Source organism: Streptosporangium sp. NPDC023825 (assembly GCF_040639575.1).
In the GTDB taxonomy this organism is placed as follows: Bacteria; Actinomycetota; Actinomycetes; order Streptosporangiales; family Streptosporangiaceae; genus Streptosporangium.
The window spans coordinates 1-19,159 of record NZ_JBFAAE010000100.1 but is presented as its reverse complement, the minus strand read 5'-3'; the positions used below and the strand labels follow the sequence as shown (position 1 = coordinate 19,159).

Genomic DNA, 19,159 nt, shown 5'->3' with positions numbered 1-19,159 from the left:
GGCAGTTGCTTGATGCGATGCCGGTGCATCAGCCGTGCCGCGTCCCGGACCGTGGTGTCCTTCGTGATGGTGATCGCGGGGGTGGTCATGACCTGTCCGGCCGTGTTGCCCGCGGCCTTGCGGTGTTCTTTGCGTCTTTTGCGGCTGTCGAAGACTCCCCCGGTGCGTGCGCCGGAATCGGTCTCCTTGAGCAGGAGGTCGTCGTCGGCGACCACCCCGATCGGGTGATCGTCGGCGTCGATGACGGTGAGCGCGCCGACCTTGAAGCGCCGCATGGCCTCGACCATCTCGGTGAACGTCGCCTCCGGCCGTACCGCGATCGCCACGTCGCCCATGACTTCCCGGACCTTCATGACGCACCTCCTCACTCCTAGGATCACGAAGTGGTTCGGGAAGCGTCAGCGGCGAAAGTCCTTTGATGGGAGGACCTATGGTCTGGCGGATCCCGCGGCGGCCGTCCTCGTGAGCCGGTTTTTCGTCCTGCCGGCGAGCCGGCGATCGTGAGCGTGACGTCCCTCATCCGGCGGGGACGTTGGAGGGCAGGACCGGGACCAGGCGGAACATTCCCGTCATCAGCTCGGGCGGCTCCTGATGTTCGGTGACGCGGCCGGCCACGGCCCGCAGTACGTCGGTGGCGGTCATCATCCCCGCCAGCCGGTGATCTTTTCCGATGACCCCGATCGCGTCGACGCCGGCGTCGAGCATCGCGGCGGCGGCGTCGGCCAGGGGCGTGTCAGGTGTGGTGTGCGGGCGGCGGCGATCGGCCAGGAGCGTGCGCACGTGCACGTGTGACTGCTCGATCGGGCCGCCGGACCAGCGGGCGGTGAGGTCTTCTCGGGTCAGGATCCCGCGCAGGCAGCCGTGCCCGTCGACGACCGGCAGGTGGTGGACCCTCGCGCGGCGCATGATCTCCCAGGCCAGGAGCGGGGACTCCTCGAGGTCGACGGCGACCAGTGTCCGGCTCATCACCTGCGCCACGGTGAGGAGGGCGGTGTCCATCAGGCCTCCCCTCGGGCGCGGACCACGGCGACGGGGCAGCGGGCGTGGTGCAGGACTCCGTGGCCGACCGAGCCCAGCACGGCCGAGCCGAACCTGCCCAGTCCCCGGGAGCCGACGACGACCAGGTCCGCCGCCGCCGAGGCCTCACACAAGACGCCGGCCGGATGCCCGCAGACCAGCGTCTGCTCGACCTCGACCCGCGGGTACTTCTCCCGCCACGGGGTGAGCGTGCCGGCACAGACCTGCCGTTCGGCGGCCAGGACGTCCTCGACCAGCGGGGTGTAGATCAGGGCGCCCGGTCCCACGACGGGCATCTGCCAGGTGTGGACCGCCTGCAACCTGGCGCCGCGGCGCGCGGCCTCCTCGAAGGCGTACTCCAGCGCCACCGCCGAGTGGTCGGAGCCGTCGAAGCCCACCACGATCCGGTCGTGCGCGCGCTTCGGTGTGTCCCTGACGACCACGACCGGGGTGGCCACGTGCCCGGCCAGGGCCAGGGAGACCGAGCCGAGCAGCAACCCGGTGAATCCGCCCAGCCCCCGGCTGCCCAGCACGAGCTGTTCGGCGTCCTCGGCCTCGCGCCGCAGGACCTCGCTCACCCGGCCCGCCTCCAGCACGGTCTCCACCTCCAGGTGCGGGGCGCGCTCACGCGCCAGCGCGGTGGCGCGCTCCAGCGCCTCCTGGCCGTACTCGGTGACGGAGTCTCGAAAGCCTGGCGGGGTCTGCAGCGGGATGTCACCGGGCCACGGCTCGCACACATGGACGATCTTCAAGGCGCATCCGCGCCGCACCGCGTCGTCGGCGGCCCATTCGACCGCACTGTCGGCGGGAGATGAGCCGTCTGCGCCCACCACTATGTGCGCTGTCATGTCGACCTCCTTGGGTTCTGTCTCCATTCCAGCGGTCGGCGGCGTTTCTGGCAGCGGCCCAAAGACCTGTTCATCGGGGACTTCCGGCCTCCGTTGCCGGGCCGCTGCCGCCGGGGGCCGATCGCCGAGCCGGCCCTGCGGTGGGCTCCTGGCGCCTTCGCCTCAGGGTGCTCTCGCCTACCCGGTGGGCGGCGTGGGTGAGGAGCCGTGTTCCTCCGCGGACGGTACGAGGGCCACAGGGCAGGAGGCGTGCCTGACCAGGGACGCGGGGATCGCTCCGAGGTGGCCGGTGCGGGTTGCCGTCCGGCCCCTGCCGGCCACGACGAGGCCGGCCTCGGCCGAGGCGGCCAGCAGAGCCTCCCTGGGCGCGGTCGTGGCCGAACGCACCTCGAGGTGGACGTCCTCGTACTTCTGCCGCCACGGCGTGAGACGCTCCTCCACCCGCTCGCGGCAGGCCCGGGCCGAGTCCTCGAGGTCGGGCACGTGGGCCATGGCGATGCCCCAGGCCAGCTGGCGCGGATGACCGGCGTGCACCACCCACAGGGGCAGACGCCGCAGGGCCGCCTCCTGGAACGCGAAATCCAGCACCGCGTCGGCCGTGGTGTCCTTGACACCCACGACGACGGGCCCCGGTTGCGGGGGTACGGGCACCCGGCCCGCTTCACGCACGATGATCACCGGAGATCGGGCCCGGGCCGCCACGAATGCCGCGACAGAGCCGATCATGAATCGGGCGGTCATCCCCCGGTTGTGGGCACCGACCACGAGGAGGTGTGCGTTGTCGGACAGTTCGACGAGCCGCTGTGCGGCCGAGCCCTCGTGAAGGTCGGTGACCACCTCGACGGTCGCGGAGTGCGCGTGGGCGCATTTGACGCCGTGGAGCAGCACGTGCTCGGCCGCCTTGTTCAGATGGAGCCTGGCCTCGCCGTCGGCCTCGCTGTACGGCCACCGCCAGGCGTAGGTGACGGTGAGCGGGAGCCTCCTGGATTCGGCCTCCTCCGTCGCCCATTCCAGGGCCCGCAGGGAGAAGTCCGAACCGTCGTAGCCGACGACGATCCCATGTTGTTTCGTCATGGTCCTCACCTCTGTTCCATCGTTTGGCGACGCCGGGCTTCATCAGCAGGGCGGAAGGTCCCGTCCTCGTAGGACCTTCTGCCTTTCGGCACGGGACCGCGCCCGCGGGTGATCCGGACGGCGCGCGAAGGTCATTCACCTCCTCGCGCCGCGGCGGCGGGCCCGGGGATCAGCCGTACCGCGGTCACCTTGTACTCCGGGCACGACGTCACGGTGTCCGCGTGATCGGAGGTCAGGGTGTTGACCCCGCTGGAGGGGAAGTGGAAGGCGCAGAAGACCTGTCCGGGCACCAGGTCGTCGCTCAGACCGGCGGTCAGCGTGGCGCGGCCGTGGCGGCTCTCCACCGTGACCGGGTGGCCGTCGCGAAGACCGTACCGGGCGGCGTCGGCGGGGTGCAGGTCGAGCCGGTCGATGTCATCCAGCAGGATGTTGCCCGTGCGGCGGGTCATCCCGCCGGAGTTGTAGTGGGCCCAGCGCCGTCCGGTCACCAGGATCACCGGGTAGTGGTCGTCGGGGTTCTCCCCCGGCGGGAGATAGGGGCGGGCGGCCAGGTGCGCCCGCCCGTCGGGGGTGGCGAACCGCTCCCGGTAGAGTCTGGCCTCCCCGGGGCCGCCGGGATCGGGGCACGGCCACGCGATGGCGCCCTCCCGGTCCAGGCGTTCGTGGGACAGCCCCGCGAACAGGGGCGTCACCCGGCCGCATTCGGCCAGCGCCTCGGCCGGCGTCCGGCAGCCCAGATCCACCCCCAGCGCCGAGGCCAGGGCGTGCACGACCGCGAAGTCGGTCATGGCCTGTCCCGGCGGGGCCAGGGCGGGACGCACCCGTTGGAAGCGGCGGTCGAAGTTGACGAAGGTGCCGTCTTTTTCCAGCCAGGACGCGGCCGGCAGCACGACGTCGGCGCGGCGGGCGGTCTGGGACAGAAACAGCTCCTGGCAGACGACGAGCGGGCAGGCCTCCAGTGCCTCGGCGACCCGGGTGGCGTCCGGGTCGGTGGCGCACACGTCCTCCCCCACGATCCACAGTGCCCCGAGCGTTCCCGCGCGGGCGGCCGCGAACATCTGCGGGATGCGCATCCCGGGCCGGCCGGGCACCGGCGCCCCCCACACGTCCTCGGCCCTGGCCCGGGCGAGCGGATCGGTCACCTTGCCGTACCCGGGCAGGACGTCGGGCAGCGCGCCCATGTCGGAGGCGCCCTGGACGTTGTTCTGGCCGCGTAGCGGGTTCACCCCGAAGCCGCGCTCCGTGCCGACCGCGCCGCGCAGGATCGCCAGATTGGCCAGGGCGCGCACTCCGTCGGTGCCGTGCAGGTGCTCGGTGACCCCCAGCCCGTAGATGATCGCCGGTCGCTCGGCCCGTCCGTAGAGCCGGGCCGCGGCGACCAGATCCTCGGCGGGAACGCCGGTCAGGGCGGCCACCCGGTCCGGCGGGTAGTCGGCGAGCAGCGTGAGGAGCTCGGGCAGGCCTCCGGCGCGGCGGCGCAGGAACTCCTCGTCGGCCAGGCCTTCGGCCCAGAGCGTGTGCGCCAGCCCGTGAAACAGGGCGACGTTGGTTCCGGGGCGGGGCCGCAGGTGCACGTCGGCGTAGCGGGCCAGCCCGACGGCCCTGGGGTCGGCGACGACCAGCCGCGCCCCGTGCAGCACTCGCTGCAGCAGCCGTGCGCCGACCACCGGGTGGGCCTCGACCGGGTTGGCGCCCACCACCAGCAGGCAGTCGGAGCTCTCGACGTCGTCGAAGGTGTCGGTGCCGCCGGGCAGGCCGAAGGAGGCGGTCAGCCCGGCGGCCGAGGGGGCGTGGCAGAGCCGGGAGCAGTTGTCGATGTTGTTGGTGCCGACGGCGACGCGCATGAATTTCTGGATCAGATAGTTCTCCTCGTTGGTGGCCCTCGCCGAGGAGATCACCGCCACCGCGTCGGGACCGCCGGAGGCGACGGCGGCCCGCAGGCCGCGGGCGATGTGGTTCAGGGCCTCGTCCCAGGTCACCGGCTCCAGGCGGCCGTTGCGGCGCAGCAGTGGCCGGGTGAGGCGTTCGGGGGAACGCAGGAAGCCGTGGGCGAAGCGGCCCTTGACGCAGGCGTGCCCGCGGTTGACCGGGCCTTTGTGGTCCGGCAGGACGGCCGCGACCTGGCCCTCGCGGGTGAGGACCTCCAGGGAGCAGCCGACGCCGCAGTAGCCGCACGTGGTCACCGTGCGTGTCAGGGCCGCCGGGCCGCCGAGGGGCAGTCCGGGTTCGGTGAGGGCCCCGGTGGGGCAGGTGTCGACGCAGCCGCCGCAGGCGACGCAGTCGGAGCGCGCCCACGGCCCGCCCGTGCCGGGGGCGACCACCGTGTCGGCGCCCCGGCCGGTCAGGGTGAGGGCGAAGGTGCCCTGGACCTCGGCGCACATGCGCACGCAGCGGCCGCAGGCGATGCACAGATCCCGGTCCAGGTGGACGTAGGGGTGGCTGTCGTCGCGGCCCCGGCCGCCGCGCCCCTGGGCGATCTCCGGCGCGATCCCCATCGCGTGGCAGACCCGGGCCAGTTCGCGGTCGTCCACACCGCCGTCCAGCGCGTAGGGCGGCAGGGCCGCGACGATCACCTCCACGGCCTCGCGGCGCAGCGTCCGCAGTTCGTCGTCGGCGACCTCGACCACCGCGCCGTCGGCGGCCGGGGTCACGCACGCGGCCACCACCTTTCCGCCTGATCTCACCAGGCAGGTGCGGCAGGAGCCCGCCGGGGTCAGCCGGTCGTCATGGCACAGCGTGGGCAGCTCGGCTCCGGCCAGGCGCACCGCGGCGAGCAGCGAGGCGCCCTGGGCCGGCCGGACAGTGACACCGTCGACATCGACTCTCACCGGTCCCACCCCCTCAGCCGGTCCCCGTAGGCGCGGGCGAGGCTGCGCACGGCGGCGGGAACCCGCCGCCCGAAGGCGCACAGGCTGGCCTGGCCCATCACCCGCAGCAGCCGCGCGTACTCCTCGCCGGCGGGTGTACCGGAGGTGGCGATCTCCAGGCCGCGGCGGGAGCCGGCCCGGCACGGCGAGCAGGCTCCGCAGCTCTCGGCGGCGGCGAACTCCCACACGTGCCGCAGCACCTGCCGCGGTTCCACGCGCCGGTCGAAGGCGACGAGGCCGGCGTGTCCGAGCGCCGCGCCGCGGCTCGTCAGATCGGCGTCGGTCAGCGGTACGTCCAGCCGATCGGGAGCCAGAAAGCCGCCCAGTGGCCCGCCCACCTGCAAAACGCTCAGCCGCGCCCCCTCGCGCAGGCCGCCGCCCAGCTCGGTGACGATGCCGAGCACCGAGGTGCCGAGTTCGACCTCGTAGCAGCCGGGCCGGGCGAACCGCTCCGACAGGCAGACCAGCTTCGTGCCGGTCTCGGCCCGCGTGCCGCGCCGGGCGTACGCGTCGCCGCCCCGGCGCACGATCCAGGGGAGGGCGGCCAGCGTCTCGACGTTGTTGACCACGGTGGGGGCGTCCCACAGGCCGTGTCGCGTCGGGTAGGGCGGCCGTGGCCGGGCGCATCCGCGTCCCCCTTCCAGTCCGGCGATCAGGGCGGTCTCCTCGCCGGCCACGTAGGAGCCGGCGCCCTCGGCCACCTCGACGTCGAGCTCCAGGTCACTGCCGTGGATCCTGCGTCCCAGGTGCCCGTCCTGGTAGGCCTTTCGCACCGCGGCCCGCATCCGGGCCAGTGCCCGCGGGTACTCCGAGCGCACCAGTACCACGGCGCGGCGGGCATGGCAGGCCAGGCAGGCCAGGGCCAGCCCTTCCAGTACCCGCGCCGGGTCGGCCTCCATCAGCAGCCGGTCGGCGTAGGAGCCGGGGTCGCCCTCGTCGCCGTTGGCGACCACCACGGTGTCGGGTGAGCCGCCGGTGGCCGCCCACTTGGCGGCCACCGGGAATCCGGCTCCGCCGCGCCCTCGCAGCCCGGACGCCGCCACCTCGGCCTGGATCTGCTCGGGGGTGCGCGCCGCCACCGTTCGCGGCCACACCTGCCAGGCGGCGTCCCCGGCGACGACGCCGGCGAGCACCACCGGATCACCGGTGGCGTCGGCGGCCGGGATCGAGGGGGCCTGCGGCGGTAGGCGGCCGGAGAGCTGGCCGGCGAGGTCCGGGCCGGTGCAGGGGGTGTCGCCGTCGAGAGCGGCGGGGCCCGCGTAGCAGTGGCCCAGGCAGCGGACCGTCTGCAGCGACACCTGAGGATCGGGGCCGGCGCTGTCGGCGGCGGTGCCGAGCGCGTTCTCGACCTCGGCCAGGTGGCAGCCGGCGCGGGCGGCGAAGCAGGCCGCGGCGGTGCAGACCCGCACGTGACGGCGACCGTGCCGGGCGGCGAGGTCGGCGTAGAAGGTGGCCGGGCCCAGCCCGGCGGCCGCCGGCAGCCCGAACCGCCTGGCCACCTCGGGTGCCCACGCCTGCGGGCCGTCCGGCGAGTCGGCGGCGGCTTCGGCCAGGGACTCCGTCAGCCGGGCACCGGGACGTCCACGCCGGTTGGCCAGCGCGCGGAAGGCGTCGAAACGGCCGGCCGGACCCATACCTTCATCATGGACCCCCTATGGACCCACGGCCTGCGCCCCATCAGGTCTCATGGATCCATCGGGGAGGACTTTTATCCCTTGACTACCCTTCCTCGACCTTTGGTGAGGTGTTTCACCTCTCGGCCTGCCCTGGCGGCGGAGAGGCCGCCGTGCCTCGAGGCGGCTGAGCCGGCCGGGCCGGCCGGTGCCCCCTGCGGGCCTGCTCCGGACCTTGGATCGCCTTGTGCAGCGCGTCGGCACCCACGACGGCGGGAACGGCCAGCGCCGCCAGCGCCCAGCCCGCGGGCGGGGGGAACGATCCGCCGAGGAGGCCGGACAGCGGCGGCACGCCGAGGAAGACCGTCAGCAGCACGGCCTCGACCGCGACCGCCCAGAGCAGCAGGGGGTTGCCCGCCCACCATCGGTGCCCCACCGGCCGGGTCTCGCTGCGGCAGGCGAAGGCGTTGGCGAGCTGGCCCAGCACCACGGCGGCGAACGCCGTGCCGGAGGCCGCGGCGAGCAGAGCCGGTGACGGTTCGGCTCCCAGCGTCCAGCAGCAGCACGGCGGCGAAGCCCGCCATCTCCACGGCGGCTTCTGCGGGCCCCAGGACGCCGAACACCCGGCGGATCAGGTGGCGGTCCACCAGTGAGCCCGTCCGTGCGGGGCCGTGCATGGTCCGGGGGCCGGCCGGTTCGGCGCCCAGGGCGAGGGCGGGCAGCAGGTCGGTGCCGATGTCCAGGGCGAGGACCTGAAGCACGGTGAGCGCGAGCGGGATCGTGCCCCCGGACAGTGCCCAGACGGCGAACGGGGTGAGCTCGGCGACGTTGTCGGTCAGGTGGTAGGTGAGGAAGCGGCGGATGTTGGCGTAGGTGGCCCGGCCCAGCTCGACCGCGGTGACGATGGTGGCGAAGTGGTCGTCCAGCAGGACCAGGTCGGCGGCCTCGCGGGCGACGTCGGTGCCCGAGGCTCCCATGGCCACCCCGATGTCGGCCTCCCGCAGCGCGGGCCCGTCGTTGACACCGTCACCGGTCATCGCCACCACGTGCCCGCGCCCGCGCAGCGCCCGGGCCACGCGCAGCTTGTCCTCCGGCGTGACCCTGGCGATCACGGCCCCGTCGTGATCGAGCAACGCCCCGAGGGCCTCGTCGTCCCCGGGCAGCTCGTCCCCGGTGACGACGAGTTCCTGTGGCCCGAGCAGGCCGACCTTCTCGGCGATCGCGCGCGCGGTGCCGGGATGGTCACCGGTGATCATGGCGAGTTTGATCCCGGCCAGGCGGCACCTCTCGATCGCCTCCGCGACGTCCTCGCGAGGCGGATCCTCCAGGCCCACCAGTCCCAGCAGCGTCAGGTCCCGCTCGGCGTCCGCGGCGGTCTGCGGGGTGGTCTGCGGGGTGGCGGAAACCGCCGGAGCGGCCCGGCGGGCGACGGCCAGGACGCGAAGCCCGCGCCGGCTCATGTCCCCCAGCGCCTGTTCGGCCCCCGGCGCCGCCGCGCACAGCGGCAGGACCGCGTCCGGGGCGCCCTTGAGGTGGAGCACGCCGTCGACGATCACCGAGGAGCGGCGGCGGACGGGGTCGAACGGCAGGCGCCTGGTGACCGTTCCGTCCTCGCTCGATCCGGCACGCAGGGCCAGCGCGTGCAGGGCCACCTCCATCGGGTCTCCCACCGGCTTCCACCGCCCGTTCGCGCGCACCAGCCGCCCGGTCGAGCTGAGCACGGCCGAGCGCATGATCTCGGCGGCGGACGCAGGATCGGCCAGGTCGAGCGCGCCGCGGGGAGTCCACACCCGCACGACGGTCATCTCGTTGGGGGTGAGAGTTCCGGCGCGATGGCCAGCGCCAGCTGGGGCATGCCCGCCAGGAGGGCCAGTCCCGCCGCGGCCCACAGCAGCAACGCGAAGAAGTGGACCATCTCGCGGATCAGCAGCACACCCGCCGGCGTCCGCCTGCCCGCGGGAAGCGTGTTCGGCCCCTCGCCGGCGAGACGCCGTGCCGCCTGCGCGCCCGTCAGCCCCGACCGCGTGTGAGAGGTGGTCGACATGCCTCAATGCTTCCAACCGGAAGGTTCACCGTCGTAGAGGAGATCGTCGCAGGAGGGCGGGACCTTCGGCCTCGCGGACCTGCCGGCCGGTACGGAGGTCCTCCGATTTCGGGGCCTTCTGCCCTGTTCGGGGACAAGGTCCCTGACCAGCATGGATGGTGAGCGTTCATGCGATCGGAGGGGGTCTTCCATGCACGCCAAGCGATGGACCGTACAGATCCACATCACCGAGGACGGCGACACCACCTCCGCCCGGGCGGTGCTGTCCACCGGGGATCGCACCTGCCTGGCCGGGGCCGGCCACGCGTGCCGCAACCCGGCCGACCCGCAGGTGCCCGAGATCGGCGACGAGCTCGCGGCCGCCCGCGCGCTGGCCGACCTGGCCGGCAGGTTGCTCGCCGTCGGTTCCGAGGACATCGCCCAGGTCAGCGGCCCCACCTCATGGTGAGGGCCCCTCATGCCGCGCCACCGGGATCGGCATGACCGGGACGCGGGCGTCGGCCATGGTTTCGCGCACGGTTCGCGCTCTTTCCTGGTCGAGGTGCTGCGACCATCCCAGCGCGATGGAATCCCCCCGTTTCGCCGCCGCCACGTTCACCGATGGACCGGCACGGGGTCGGGCGGCTGCCGGTCGTGCGCGCCGACGGCGAGCTGGCCGGCATCGTCAGCCGCCGGGACCTGATCAAGGTGTTCGTCCGCGGCGACGACGAGATCAGACGAGATCAAGCGACGGATCCGTGACGACATCCTCGCCCACGCCCTGGGGACAGATCCCGGCACCCTCGAGGTCGGGGTTCGAGACGGCGTCGTGCGGCTCCGCGGGCGCGTGGACGGACACCGTCAGGCCGTCACCCTCGCGCAGATGACGCGGAACCTCGACGGGGTGGTCAGCGTGATCGACGAGGTCACCTGGCGAGAGGATGACATCGTGCCCATGTCGATCATCTGGGGCGGAGCCTGATCGCCCGGGCCGCCCGGCGACCGCGGGCATGATTCGTCTCGGCGACGGAGAACCGGAGGCCCTCAGTTCATCGACGGCCCGAAGTGGCCGGCGAACCAGTCGCGCGCGAGAACCGCGACGGTCTCGAGTGTTCCCGGCTCTTCGAACAGGTGTGTGGCACCGGGGACGATCTGGAGCAGATTCTCGCAACGCAACCGCCTCTGTGCCGCCCTGTTGAGGTCGATCACCGCCTCGTCGCGGCCTCCCACGACCAGGAGGGTCGCCGCCCGCACCGCGGGAAGTCGTGGCCCGGCCAGATCGGGCCGCCCACCCCGGGAGACCACGGCGGTGACCTCGCAGCCCGGCTCCGCGGCCGCCCACAGCGCGGCCGCGGCTCCGGTGCTGGCCCCGAAATAACCGACCGGGACACCCGCCACCTCGGGCCGATCCCCCAGCCGGCCCGTCACCTGGACAAGCCTGCCGGCCAGCAACCCGATGTCGAACACGTTGCCCCGGTCGAACTCCTCCTGCGGGGTGAGCAGGTCGAACAACAGCGTCGCCAGACCCGCACGGTTGAGCGTCGAGGCCACATACCGGTTGCGCGGGCTGTGCCGGCTGCTGCCGCTGCCGTGCACGAACACCACCACCCCGGCGGCGTTGCGTGGAACGACGAGCCGGCCGGGCAGCCGGACCCCTCCGGCGTCCATCCAGACCTCCCCGGCGGAGCCGGGATCGGATTCCCGCGCACTCTCCTCGCGCTCACCCTCCGAGACTGCGGCCCGGCCCAGCAGCTCGACCACTTGATCATCGGTGGTCTGGGAGAAATCGCGGTACCAGGCACCGATCGCGTACAAGAACTCCGGCGCCCGCAGGCAGACCACCTCGTCTGCCACCTCACGCAGGCTCTCGATCGTCTCCGGTGCTCCCACCGGAACCGCCAGCACCACCCGTGAGGCACCACGCGCACGAACCACCTGGCAGGCGGCACGAGCCGTCCCGCCGGTGGCGATGCCGTCATCCACCACGATCACCGTACGGCCCGCCAGATCCACCGGGGCACGCTCACCACGCAGGCGGCGCCCGCGGCGCAGGAGTTCGGCCCACTCCCGCTCCTCCACCATGGTCATCTCCTCCTGGGTGAGATTCGCGCGCCGCACGATGTCGCGGTCGACCACGCGCACCCCGCCCTCCCCCAGGGCGCCGAACCCGACCTCCGGCTGGAACGGCACCCCGAGCTTGCGGACGACGATCACGTCCAGCGGAGCGCGAAGGGCCCTGGCCACCTCGAACGCCACCGGCACGCCACCTCGGGGCAGCCCTACGACGACCACGTTCTCAGCACCGGCGAATCCGCGCAGCCGCCCGGCCAGCCGCATTCCGGCATCACGACGATCGACGAACATCTCGTTCACCTCGCGACCTGCGACAAAGAGACCTCTCTCACCACCATCGACGGGAAAACCACGCCGACGACAGGGCCGAAGGTCCTGATCGGCGACCTCGTGGGCGGAAACCGGCCCACCGGTCCCGAGCAGGACCGCCCCGCAGAAAAAGCCGCATCGCTTTTACGTCGGCCACGGCCGAGGCACCCGAACCCGCCCCAGGGGCGCTAGGCGAAGGACGAAGGTCCCAGGGCCGCGCGGGCCGGCGGGCTGGAGCGGCACATGGCCGTGGGGAGGCCTCTCCTCAGGCGGTGGTGGCGTCCAGGTCCGGACGCGTCGCCCGCTCGTCCCGCAGCACGGGGTCGATCGCCGGCAGCGGAGTCGCCGACCGTGACCAGGGGAAGGGCTGAGGTATGGGGGAGCCTGCCCATCCGCCCGCGATCACATCGAGGGCGGGTCCGGCCGTTCAGCCGGTGCTTGGGTCATCCGGCCGGCGGATCGAGCGTGGAGGCGTCGCCGATGGGACCGTGGGCGCAGATCAAGGAGACGCACATCGCCGTCGTGCTCCTGCTGGGAGACTGGGAATGCCGCAGGCGGAAAAAGCATGGTCGGTATCTGTCCCGGACCCGTCACCGGACCCCGGCCGGTGACCTTCGGCCGGGCGATGGGGCCCAAGGACCCCTTTCCCGGCGCCGGGCGCCGGGAAAGGCTGGCCTCATGGCGAGCTTTGACGAATGCGACGTGCTGCTGCGAAACGGGGAGATCGCCCACGTCCGGCCGCTGCGCGGCACGGACCGCGCGGCCTTGCACGACCTGGTGGACCACACCTCCGCGAGATCGGCCTACCTGCGGTTCTTCACCGCCGGCCGCGCCACGGCCCACCGGCACATGGACCAGCTGACCGGCCCCGACTACCGCGGGCACGCCCAGGTCGCCCTTCTTGCGGGGCGGCTCGTCGCGGTCGCGGAGTACATTCCCGGCGAGGACCACCACAGCGCCGACGTGGCGGTCCTCATCGACGACCACGCACACGGGCGCGGCCTGGGCACTCTCCTGCTGGAACATCTGGCGCTCGACGCCGCGGCCCACGGCGTGGGCGAACTGGTGGCCGACGTGCTCACCGGCAACGGGACGATGCTGAAAGTCCTCGCCGACCTCGGCCTGACGGCGACCCGCGAGTTCGACGGCGACGAGGTGCGCGTCCGGATCGACCTGCGCCCCACCGACATGTTGACGGCCGCGATCGAGCGGCGCGACCACGAGGCCGGGCGCGCCTCGCTGGCGCGGGTGCTGTCGCCCCGGTCGGTCGCCGTCGTGGGGGCGAGCCGCGATCCGGACCGGGTGGGACACCGGCTGCTGGGCAACCTGCTCGACGGCGGATTTCCCGGACCGGTCTACCCGGTGAATCCGAAGGCGGCCCAGGTCCTCGGCGTCACCGCCTACCCGGACCTGTCCTCGATCGGCGAGGCGGTCGACCTGGTCGTCGTGGCCACTCCGGCGAGCGCCGTCCTGGACGTCGCACGCCAGTGCGCCGGCCACGGCGTGGCCGGTCTCGTCGTGGTCAGCGCCGGCTTCGCCGAGACCGGCCCGCAGGGGGCCGCGCGCCAGGCCGAACTGCTGCGCCTCTGCCGTACCGGCGGGATGCGGCTGATCGGCCCCAACTGCCTCGGAGTCGTCAACACCGGTGCCGCGCTCAACGCCAGCTTCCTGCCGCATCCTCCGCCTCCGGGCGCCATGGCGCTGATGTCGCAGTCCGGAGCGGTGGCCGCCGGGCTCGTCGCCCGCGCCACCGAACTCAAGGTCGGGATCTCCTCCTTCGTCTCGGTCGGCAACAAGGCCGACGTCAGCGGCAACGACCTGCTGGAGTACTGGGAGGACGACCCGCGCACCGAGGTCATCGCCCTGTACCTGGAGTCTTTCGGCAACCCGCGCAAGTTCGGCAGGATCGCCCGCCGCGTGGGACGGCACACACCGATCGTCGCGATCAAGAGCGGCCGCAGTAGCTCGGGGGATCGGGCGGTGCGTTCGCACACCGCCGCCGCCGCGACCCCGGACATCGCCGTCGAGGCCCTGCTGCGCGCCGCCGGGGTCATCCGCGTCGACGGCATGCAGGAGTTGCTGGACACCGCGCGGCTTCTGGCCACCCAGCCGCTGCCCGCCGGAAGCCGGATGGCGATCGTCGGCAACTCCGGCGGGCCACAGGCGCTGGCCGCCGACGCCTGCGAGCGCCACGGCCTGGTCGTCCCGCAACTGTCACCCGCCACCCAGCGACGAATGCGTTCCCGGCTGCGGGCGGCCGCCGCTGTGGCCAACCCGGTCGATCTGACGGCCGACGGGCGGGCCGGGGAGCTGGAGTTCGCCGCCTTGACCGCGTTGGAAGATCCGGTGGTGGACGCGGTCCTGATCGTCTACACCCCGCCGTTCGGGTCGGGACTCGAGCGGACCCGTGAGGCGATCGCACGGGTGGCGGGCTCGGCGGCCAAGACCGTGCTCGCCTGCGTGGCCGGCCATGACGAGACGATCGGCCCGGTGCCGGCCTACGCCTTTCCCGAGCAGGCCGTGCAGGCGGTGAGCCGGGTCGCCGACTACGCGCGGTGGCGTTCACGTCCGGTCCTCCCCTTCGTCCCCCCTGCGGGGACCGACCTCCGGGCGGCACGCGAGCTCGTCGAGGAAGATCTGTCGCGACACCCTGCGGGCCGCTGGCTCGACCCGGTGACGGCGGCCCGGCTTCTCGCCTGTTACGGCGTCGCCGTGGCGGAGTTCGCCGCCGCGGACAGCGCTGACCAGGCCGCCCGGGCCGCCGCCCGTCTCGGGTTTCCCGTCGCGTTGAAGGCGACCGGACCGGTGCACAAGAGCGATGTCGGCGGCGTCCGGCTCGGGCTGCGCACTCTCAAGGAGGTGCGCGGCGCCTACCATGCGATGAAGGACACGATCGGCCCGCAGATGACCGGCGCGACCGTCCAGCCGATGGTCCCCGACGGCGTGGAGATCATCGTCGGCGCGGTCCGCCACCCCTCCTTCGGCCCCGTGGTCATGGTCGGCATGGGAGGCGTGAGCGCCGAGCTGCTCACCGACCGCGCCTTCCGCAGCCCTCCGCTGACCGGCCAGGATGCCACGGAGATGGTCCAGGAACTGCACTGCGCACCGCTGCTGTTCGGCTACAGGGGCCGCCCGGTGGCCGATACCGCCGCCGTGGAGGATCACATCGTCCGCGTGGCGAAACTCGTGGACGATCTTCCCCAGATCGCCGAACTGGACCTGAACCCGATCATCGCCGGCCCCTGCGGCGCCGTCGCGGTGGATCTGCGCATCCGGCTGGCCCCGGCCCCGCCCGCCCCCTCTCCCCTGCGCCGTCAGCTGCGTTGACGGACCGGCATCCCGACGCCGTACAAACCTCGTCGCAGGGGGCGAGTGCCTGGTTGTCACGGTGAGCCGGTGCGGCCTGCCGGCCGCGGTGCCCGCCCGGATCGGGTGCCGGAACAGACAAGGTCACCCGGCCACGATGAGCAGGACTTTCGGCCCTGTTCCCTTCCCCTCCCCCGCCGTAGCGTTCCCCGTGAGAAGACCTCTCCAGAGGCCGCCCGCCAGAGCCCGGCGCCGTGTTCGACGCGGTTTCGCCGCATGCCGGACGAAGGTTTCGCCGCATGCCGGACGAAGTCGGCCTCCGCTGACGATGTCCATCTTTTGAGGGGAGAATCCCATGGCTGAACGCCTCGCCGCCGCCGGTGACCTCGGCCGCCGGATCGCCAGACGGCGTGAAAGCCTCGGCCTGGACCGGGAGGAGCTGGCGAACCGGGCGGGAATCGACCCCTCCTACCTCGCCTACGTGGAGCAGAGGGCGGCCGCGCCCGCCATCGAGACCATAGAGCGCTTGGCCTTAGCCCTGGACACCAGCATCGCCGAACTCCTCGGGGCGACCGTCGACCAGCCACCCGGGCAGGGGCGAGCCGCCCTGCATCCCGAGCTGGAGCGCCTGGACACGCAGGAGTGCCTGCGGCTCATCTCACCCGGCGGGGTCGGCCGGCTGGCCTTCGACGACCTCGGCGGCCCGACGATCCTGCCGGTCAACTACGTCCTCCACGAGGGCTGCGTGATCTTCCGCACCGCCTTCGGCGGACCGTTCGACGCGAACCTGAGCACCGGGGTGAAGGGCGTCGAGTTCAAAATCGCCTTCGAGGTCGATCGCATCGACGACGCCAACCGCGAGGGCTGGAGCGTGCTCATCCGCGGCGGCGTCCACCACGTCTCCACCGCCGAGGAACAGGCGGCCGTGACGGCCCTGAGCGTGCGGTCCTGGGCCGGTGGCGACCGCGAACTCTACGTCAAGATCACTCCCTCTGAGATCACCGGCCGCCGCATCCGGCACGGCCGGTGATCCACGCCGGGAGGGCCGCTCGGATGCTCATCCACCTTCAGCCGCCCCCTTCCGCCCTGCGCGTTCTTCCGGCGAAGGTCACCGGTCTCCGGGGCCGGCGAGCCCTGACGGCAGGGCCGGGCGGCGCCGTACCCTGCGGGAAGGGGCCGCTTCATGACAGCCACCGCGGTGGTGGACCTCGAAGAGATCACCGCGATGATCTTCGATACCGACGGGGTCATCACCGATACGGCCAGAGTGCGCGCCCCTGCATGGAAACAGGTGTTCGACGCCTTTTTGAACAAGTACGCCGAACGATCCGGTGAGCGATTCCTGCCCTTCGACGCCGGCGAGGACTATCTGCGCCACGTCGACGGCAAATCCCGGCTGGAAGGGGTGAACGACTTTCTTCGCTCCCGAAACATCGCGGTCGATCCGGACACGGCGGCGAGCCTCGCCTCCGCGAAGGACGCGGCCTTCCGGGCCGAGATCAGCGCACACGGCGTGACCCCTTTCCCCTCGACCCTTGATCTGGTACGCGAACTACGGCGCCGCGATGTGCTCACGGCCGCCGTCTCGGCGAGCCGCAACTGCGCGCGAGTGCTCGATGCGGCCAACGCCACCGACCTGTTCGACATCCGGGTCGACGGCGTGGCCGCCGACCGGCTGGGACTGGCGGGTAAACCCGACCCCGCGCTGTTCCTGTACGCGGCCCGGCGACTGGGCGTGAGCCCGGGCAGGACGGCCGTCGTGGAGGACGCTCTGGCCGGCGTGCGGGCGGGCAGGCGAGGCCGATTCAACCTTGTCATCGGGGTCGACCGGCACGACCAGGGACAGGCCCTGCGGACCGCTGGAGCCGATCTTGTCGTCACCGATCTGGCCGAACTACGGCCGCAGGGAAGAAGACGCAGCCACTGAGCGGTTCGACCGCATCTCTTAGGGTCGACAGTCCCCGCCAAAAGAGTACTTGGACCCTGCAGAATGCCCTGAGCATGACCGATGCTGCCCGTATGGACCAATCGCGGCCGATGAACGCGGCGCCCCACCGGGGCCAGGTCGCATCGCCCGACCCCGGTCGCCGACCTCGGACGGCCACGCGGCCGGACGAACCGGCCGGCCGGGCCGTCACACGGCCGGTTCGAGCGCCGCACCTTCACCCGAGGCTTCGATTGTCAGCGCGTGCCCGGAGGCAGAGATGCGCCATGTCACCGTCAAGGACGTGATGACCTGTCAGGTGATCTCAACGGGTGAGAACACCTGTTTCAAGGACATCGCCGAGACGCTCCTCACCCACGCGGTGAGCGCCCTGCCGGTGGTGAACGACGACGGCCATGTGGTGGGTGTCGTCTCCGAGGCCGACCTGCTGCGCGGACAGGAGCTCCAGGAGCGGTTCCCCGGCGGGCATCACCCCTCACGCACCTCTCCACAACGGAAGCCGTGCGCGGACGAGACCAGAGGCGAGGTGGCCCGGGACCTGATGAGCGCCCCCGCGGTCACGATATCGAAGGACGCCCCGGTAGTGGCCGCCGGCCGTCTGATGCACGACAAAGGCGTCAAACGGCTCCCGGTGATCGACGAGCACGGTCGCCTGGCGGGCATCGTCAGCCGCTGCGACCTGCTGAAGGTGTTCGTCCGTTCCGACCGCGACATCGAACACGAGGTCCGCGTGGACGTCTTGACGCGGGCGTTGTGGATGGACACCTCCCGCGTCCAGGTCACCGTCAAGGACGGTGTGGTGACGCTGAGCGGGCGGATGACCCTGCGCGCGGACACGCGGATCGCGCTGTGGATGACCCGGCAGATCAACGGAGTCGTCGAGGTGTTCGACGAACTCACCTGGGACCGGGACAACACCCCCACCGGGGGACGATGACGAAGAGGCCGCCCTGCCGGCCGGGTTCTCAGCGCGCCTGAGAGCCGGCCTGCTGCGATTGCCTCTCACCCAGGGGAACGTTCCACACCAGCCGGGTGCCGCCCTCTGACGGGCAGCCTGCGGTGAAGGACCCGCCGAGCCGCTCGGCCCGCTCCTGAAGATTACGCAGCCCGCTGCGCCTGCCGTCGGCCGACAGCCCGATGCCGTTGTCGGCCACGGTCAGGACAAGCCGCTCCCGGCCGGCATCCACCGATACATCGACCTTTGAAGCCTGGGCATGACGCACCACATTGGACAACGCCTCACGCAACGCGGCCAGCAGGTGCTCGGCCACTCGCGGTGACACCTCGCTGTCCAACCGGCCCTTCATCTCCAGGCCCGGCATGAAACCCAGATGACCGCGCGCCCCCTCCACCAAGGTGACGATCTGCGCGCGCAACCCGAAATCACCCTTCTGGGGGGAGGCCTGCAAGGCGAAGATGGTGGAGCGGATCTGCCGGATCGTGCCGTCCAGCTCATCGATGGAGTTCTGTACCCGCGAGGAGACCTCTGGCCGTTCGATCAGCCGCACCGCGCTCATCAACGTCATGGCGACGGCGAACAGCCGCTGGATCACCACGTCGTGCAGGTCCTTGGCGATCCGGTCGCGATCTTCCAGCAAGCTCAGCCGCTCGGCGTCCATCCGCCTCTCCGCCAGCTCCAGGGCGATCGCGGCCTGCCCGGCGAAAGAGTGCAAAGTGTGTAGTTCGTTCTGGCTGAACGGGATGCGACCCGAACGCTTACCCAGCGACAACACCCCCCGCACACTTCCCGCCGCGCCGATCGGCACCGCGGCCACCGGGCCGAGCGAGACGTACTCGGCGATCGCGATGGGAACCTTCGCCTCGCACGGATCGGTGACCATGAGCGGCACACCGCCGGTGAAAGCCTGCCCGGCCAAAGAGTCGGCGATCGATGCCTCGGCATGGGCCACCTGATCACAGGCCTCCCCATCGGCGATCAACGTCCGCAGGACCCGCCCACCCTCATCGGGCAGCAAAACCGCCACGACATCGGCCCCGGCCATCTGCCGCGCCCGCCGCGCGATCAGCGTCAGCACCTGATTCGGTTCGGCGCCCGACAGCAGGCTGGTGGTGACCTCCGCCGA

Annotated in this window: 16 protein-coding genes and 2 pseudogenes; 7 read left to right on the top strand and 11 right to left on the bottom strand. The window is 72.2% G+C overall.

Annotation, left to right across the window (positions count from 1 at the left end):
- The 9 genes and pseudogenes from AB0G15_RS41525 to AB0G15_RS41485 all read right to left on the bottom strand — a co-directional run.
- Window positions 1-353 (bottom strand): CBS domain-containing protein (locus AB0G15_RS41525; RefSeq protein ID WP_362851040.1); only part of this gene is annotated, 353 nt, incomplete at its 3' end.
- Between the two features lie 163 nt (window positions 354-516).
- On the bottom strand, window positions 517-999 hold the full coding sequence (locus AB0G15_RS41520) for a CBS domain-containing protein (protein WP_362851039.1): 483 nt from the start codon (window positions 997-999) through the stop codon (window positions 517-519).
- On the bottom strand, window positions 999-1,865 hold the full coding sequence (locus AB0G15_RS41515; protein ID WP_362851038.1) for a universal stress protein: 867 nt from the start codon (window positions 1,863-1,865) through the stop codon (window positions 999-1,001). The genes AB0G15_RS41520 and AB0G15_RS41515 overlap by 1 nt, the downstream gene beginning before the upstream one ends.
- 177 nt (window positions 1,866-2,042) lie before the next feature.
- Window positions 2,043-2,939 carry a universal stress protein gene (locus tag AB0G15_RS41510; RefSeq protein ID WP_362851037.1) on the bottom strand — a complete coding sequence of 299 codons (897 nt, stop codon included), beginning with the start codon at window positions 2,937-2,939 and terminating at the stop codon, window positions 2,043-2,045.
- Between the two features lie 131 nt (window positions 2,940-3,070).
- Window positions 3,071-5,767 (bottom strand): formate dehydrogenase subunit alpha, encoded by a 2,697-nt coding sequence (fdhF, locus tag AB0G15_RS41505; protein ID WP_362851036.1) that lies wholly within the window; start codon window positions 5,765-5,767, stop codon window positions 3,071-3,073.
- Window positions 5,764-7,440: an NAD(P)H-dependent oxidoreductase subunit E gene (locus tag AB0G15_RS41500; protein ID WP_362851035.1), complete on the bottom strand. Its 1,677-nt coding sequence runs from the start codon at window positions 7,438-7,440 to the stop codon at window positions 5,764-5,766. Before AB0G15_RS41500 ends, fdhF begins: the two co-directional genes overlap by 4 nt.
- A gap of 115 nt (window positions 7,441-7,555) precedes the next feature.
- Complete coding sequence (locus AB0G15_RS41495; protein WP_362851041.1) at window positions 7,556-7,906, bottom strand: cation-translocating P-type ATPase C-terminal domain-containing protein; 351 nt, start codon at window positions 7,904-7,906, stop codon at window positions 7,556-7,558.
- Between the two features lie 124 nt (window positions 7,907-8,030).
- Window positions 8,031-9,077: pseudogene (locus tag AB0G15_RS41490) on the bottom strand (HAD-IC family P-type ATPase); the annotation flags it as partial.
- Between the two features lie 143 nt (window positions 9,078-9,220).
- Entirely contained in the window at window positions 9,221-9,463 is a 243-nt protein-coding gene (locus tag AB0G15_RS41485) for a cation-transporting P-type ATPase (RefSeq protein ID WP_362851034.1), read from the bottom strand.
- Window positions 9,464-9,653: 190 nt separating this feature from the next.
- Between AB0G15_RS41485 and AB0G15_RS41480 the strand changes: the two genes are divergently transcribed.
- From AB0G15_RS41480 to AB0G15_RS41470, 3 genes and pseudogenes are all read left to right on the top strand, one after another.
- A complete protein-coding gene (locus AB0G15_RS41480; protein WP_362851033.1) occupies window positions 9,654-9,911 on the top strand; it encodes a dsRBD fold-containing protein in 258 nt (85 codons plus the stop codon).
- Between the two features lie 152 nt (window positions 9,912-10,063).
- Window positions 10,064-10,204: a CBS domain-containing protein gene (locus tag AB0G15_RS41475; RefSeq protein ID WP_362851032.1), complete on the top strand. Its 141-nt coding sequence runs from the start codon at window positions 10,064-10,066 to the stop codon at window positions 10,202-10,204.
- Window positions 10,185-10,319, top strand: a pseudogene (locus tag AB0G15_RS41470) (hypothetical protein); the annotation flags it as partial. The gene AB0G15_RS41475 and the pseudogene AB0G15_RS41470, both read left to right, overlap by 20 nt.
- 167 nt (window positions 10,320-10,486) lie before the next feature.
- Here AB0G15_RS41470 and AB0G15_RS41465 read toward each other — a convergent pair.
- Window positions 10,487-11,806: a phosphoribosyltransferase gene (locus AB0G15_RS41465; protein ID WP_362851031.1), complete on the bottom strand. Its 1,320-nt coding sequence runs from the start codon at window positions 11,804-11,806 to the stop codon at window positions 10,487-10,489.
- Between the two features lie 696 nt (window positions 11,807-12,502).
- Between AB0G15_RS41465 and AB0G15_RS41460 the strand changes: the two genes are divergently transcribed.
- The 4 genes from AB0G15_RS41460 to AB0G15_RS41445 all read left to right on the top strand — a co-directional run bounded on the left by AB0G15_RS41460 (window position 12,503) and on the right by AB0G15_RS41445 (window position 18,012).
- Complete coding sequence (locus AB0G15_RS41460) at window positions 12,503-15,151, top strand: GNAT family N-acetyltransferase (protein WP_362851030.1); 2,649 nt, start codon at window positions 12,503-12,505, stop codon at window positions 15,149-15,151.
- Between the two features lie 334 nt (window positions 15,152-15,485).
- Window positions 15,486-16,160 carry a pyridoxamine 5'-phosphate oxidase family protein gene (locus AB0G15_RS41455; RefSeq protein ID WP_362851029.1) on the top strand — a complete coding sequence of 225 codons (675 nt, stop codon included), beginning with the start codon at window positions 15,486-15,488 and terminating at the stop codon, window positions 16,158-16,160.
- 153 nt (window positions 16,161-16,313) lie between these two features.
- A complete protein-coding gene (locus AB0G15_RS41450; protein WP_362851028.1) occupies window positions 16,314-17,057 on the top strand; it encodes an HAD-IA family hydrolase in 744 nt (247 codons plus the stop codon).
- Between the two features lie 277 nt (window positions 17,058-17,334).
- Window positions 17,335-18,012 (top strand): CBS domain-containing protein, encoded by a 678-nt coding sequence (locus AB0G15_RS41445; RefSeq protein WP_362851027.1) that lies wholly within the window; start codon window positions 17,335-17,337, stop codon window positions 18,010-18,012.
- A 28-nt stretch (window positions 18,013-18,040) separates the two neighbouring features.
- Here AB0G15_RS41445 and AB0G15_RS41440 read toward each other — a convergent pair.
- Window positions 18,041-19,159 (bottom strand): GAF domain-containing protein (locus AB0G15_RS41440; protein WP_362851026.1); only part of this gene is annotated, 1,119 nt, incomplete at its 5' end.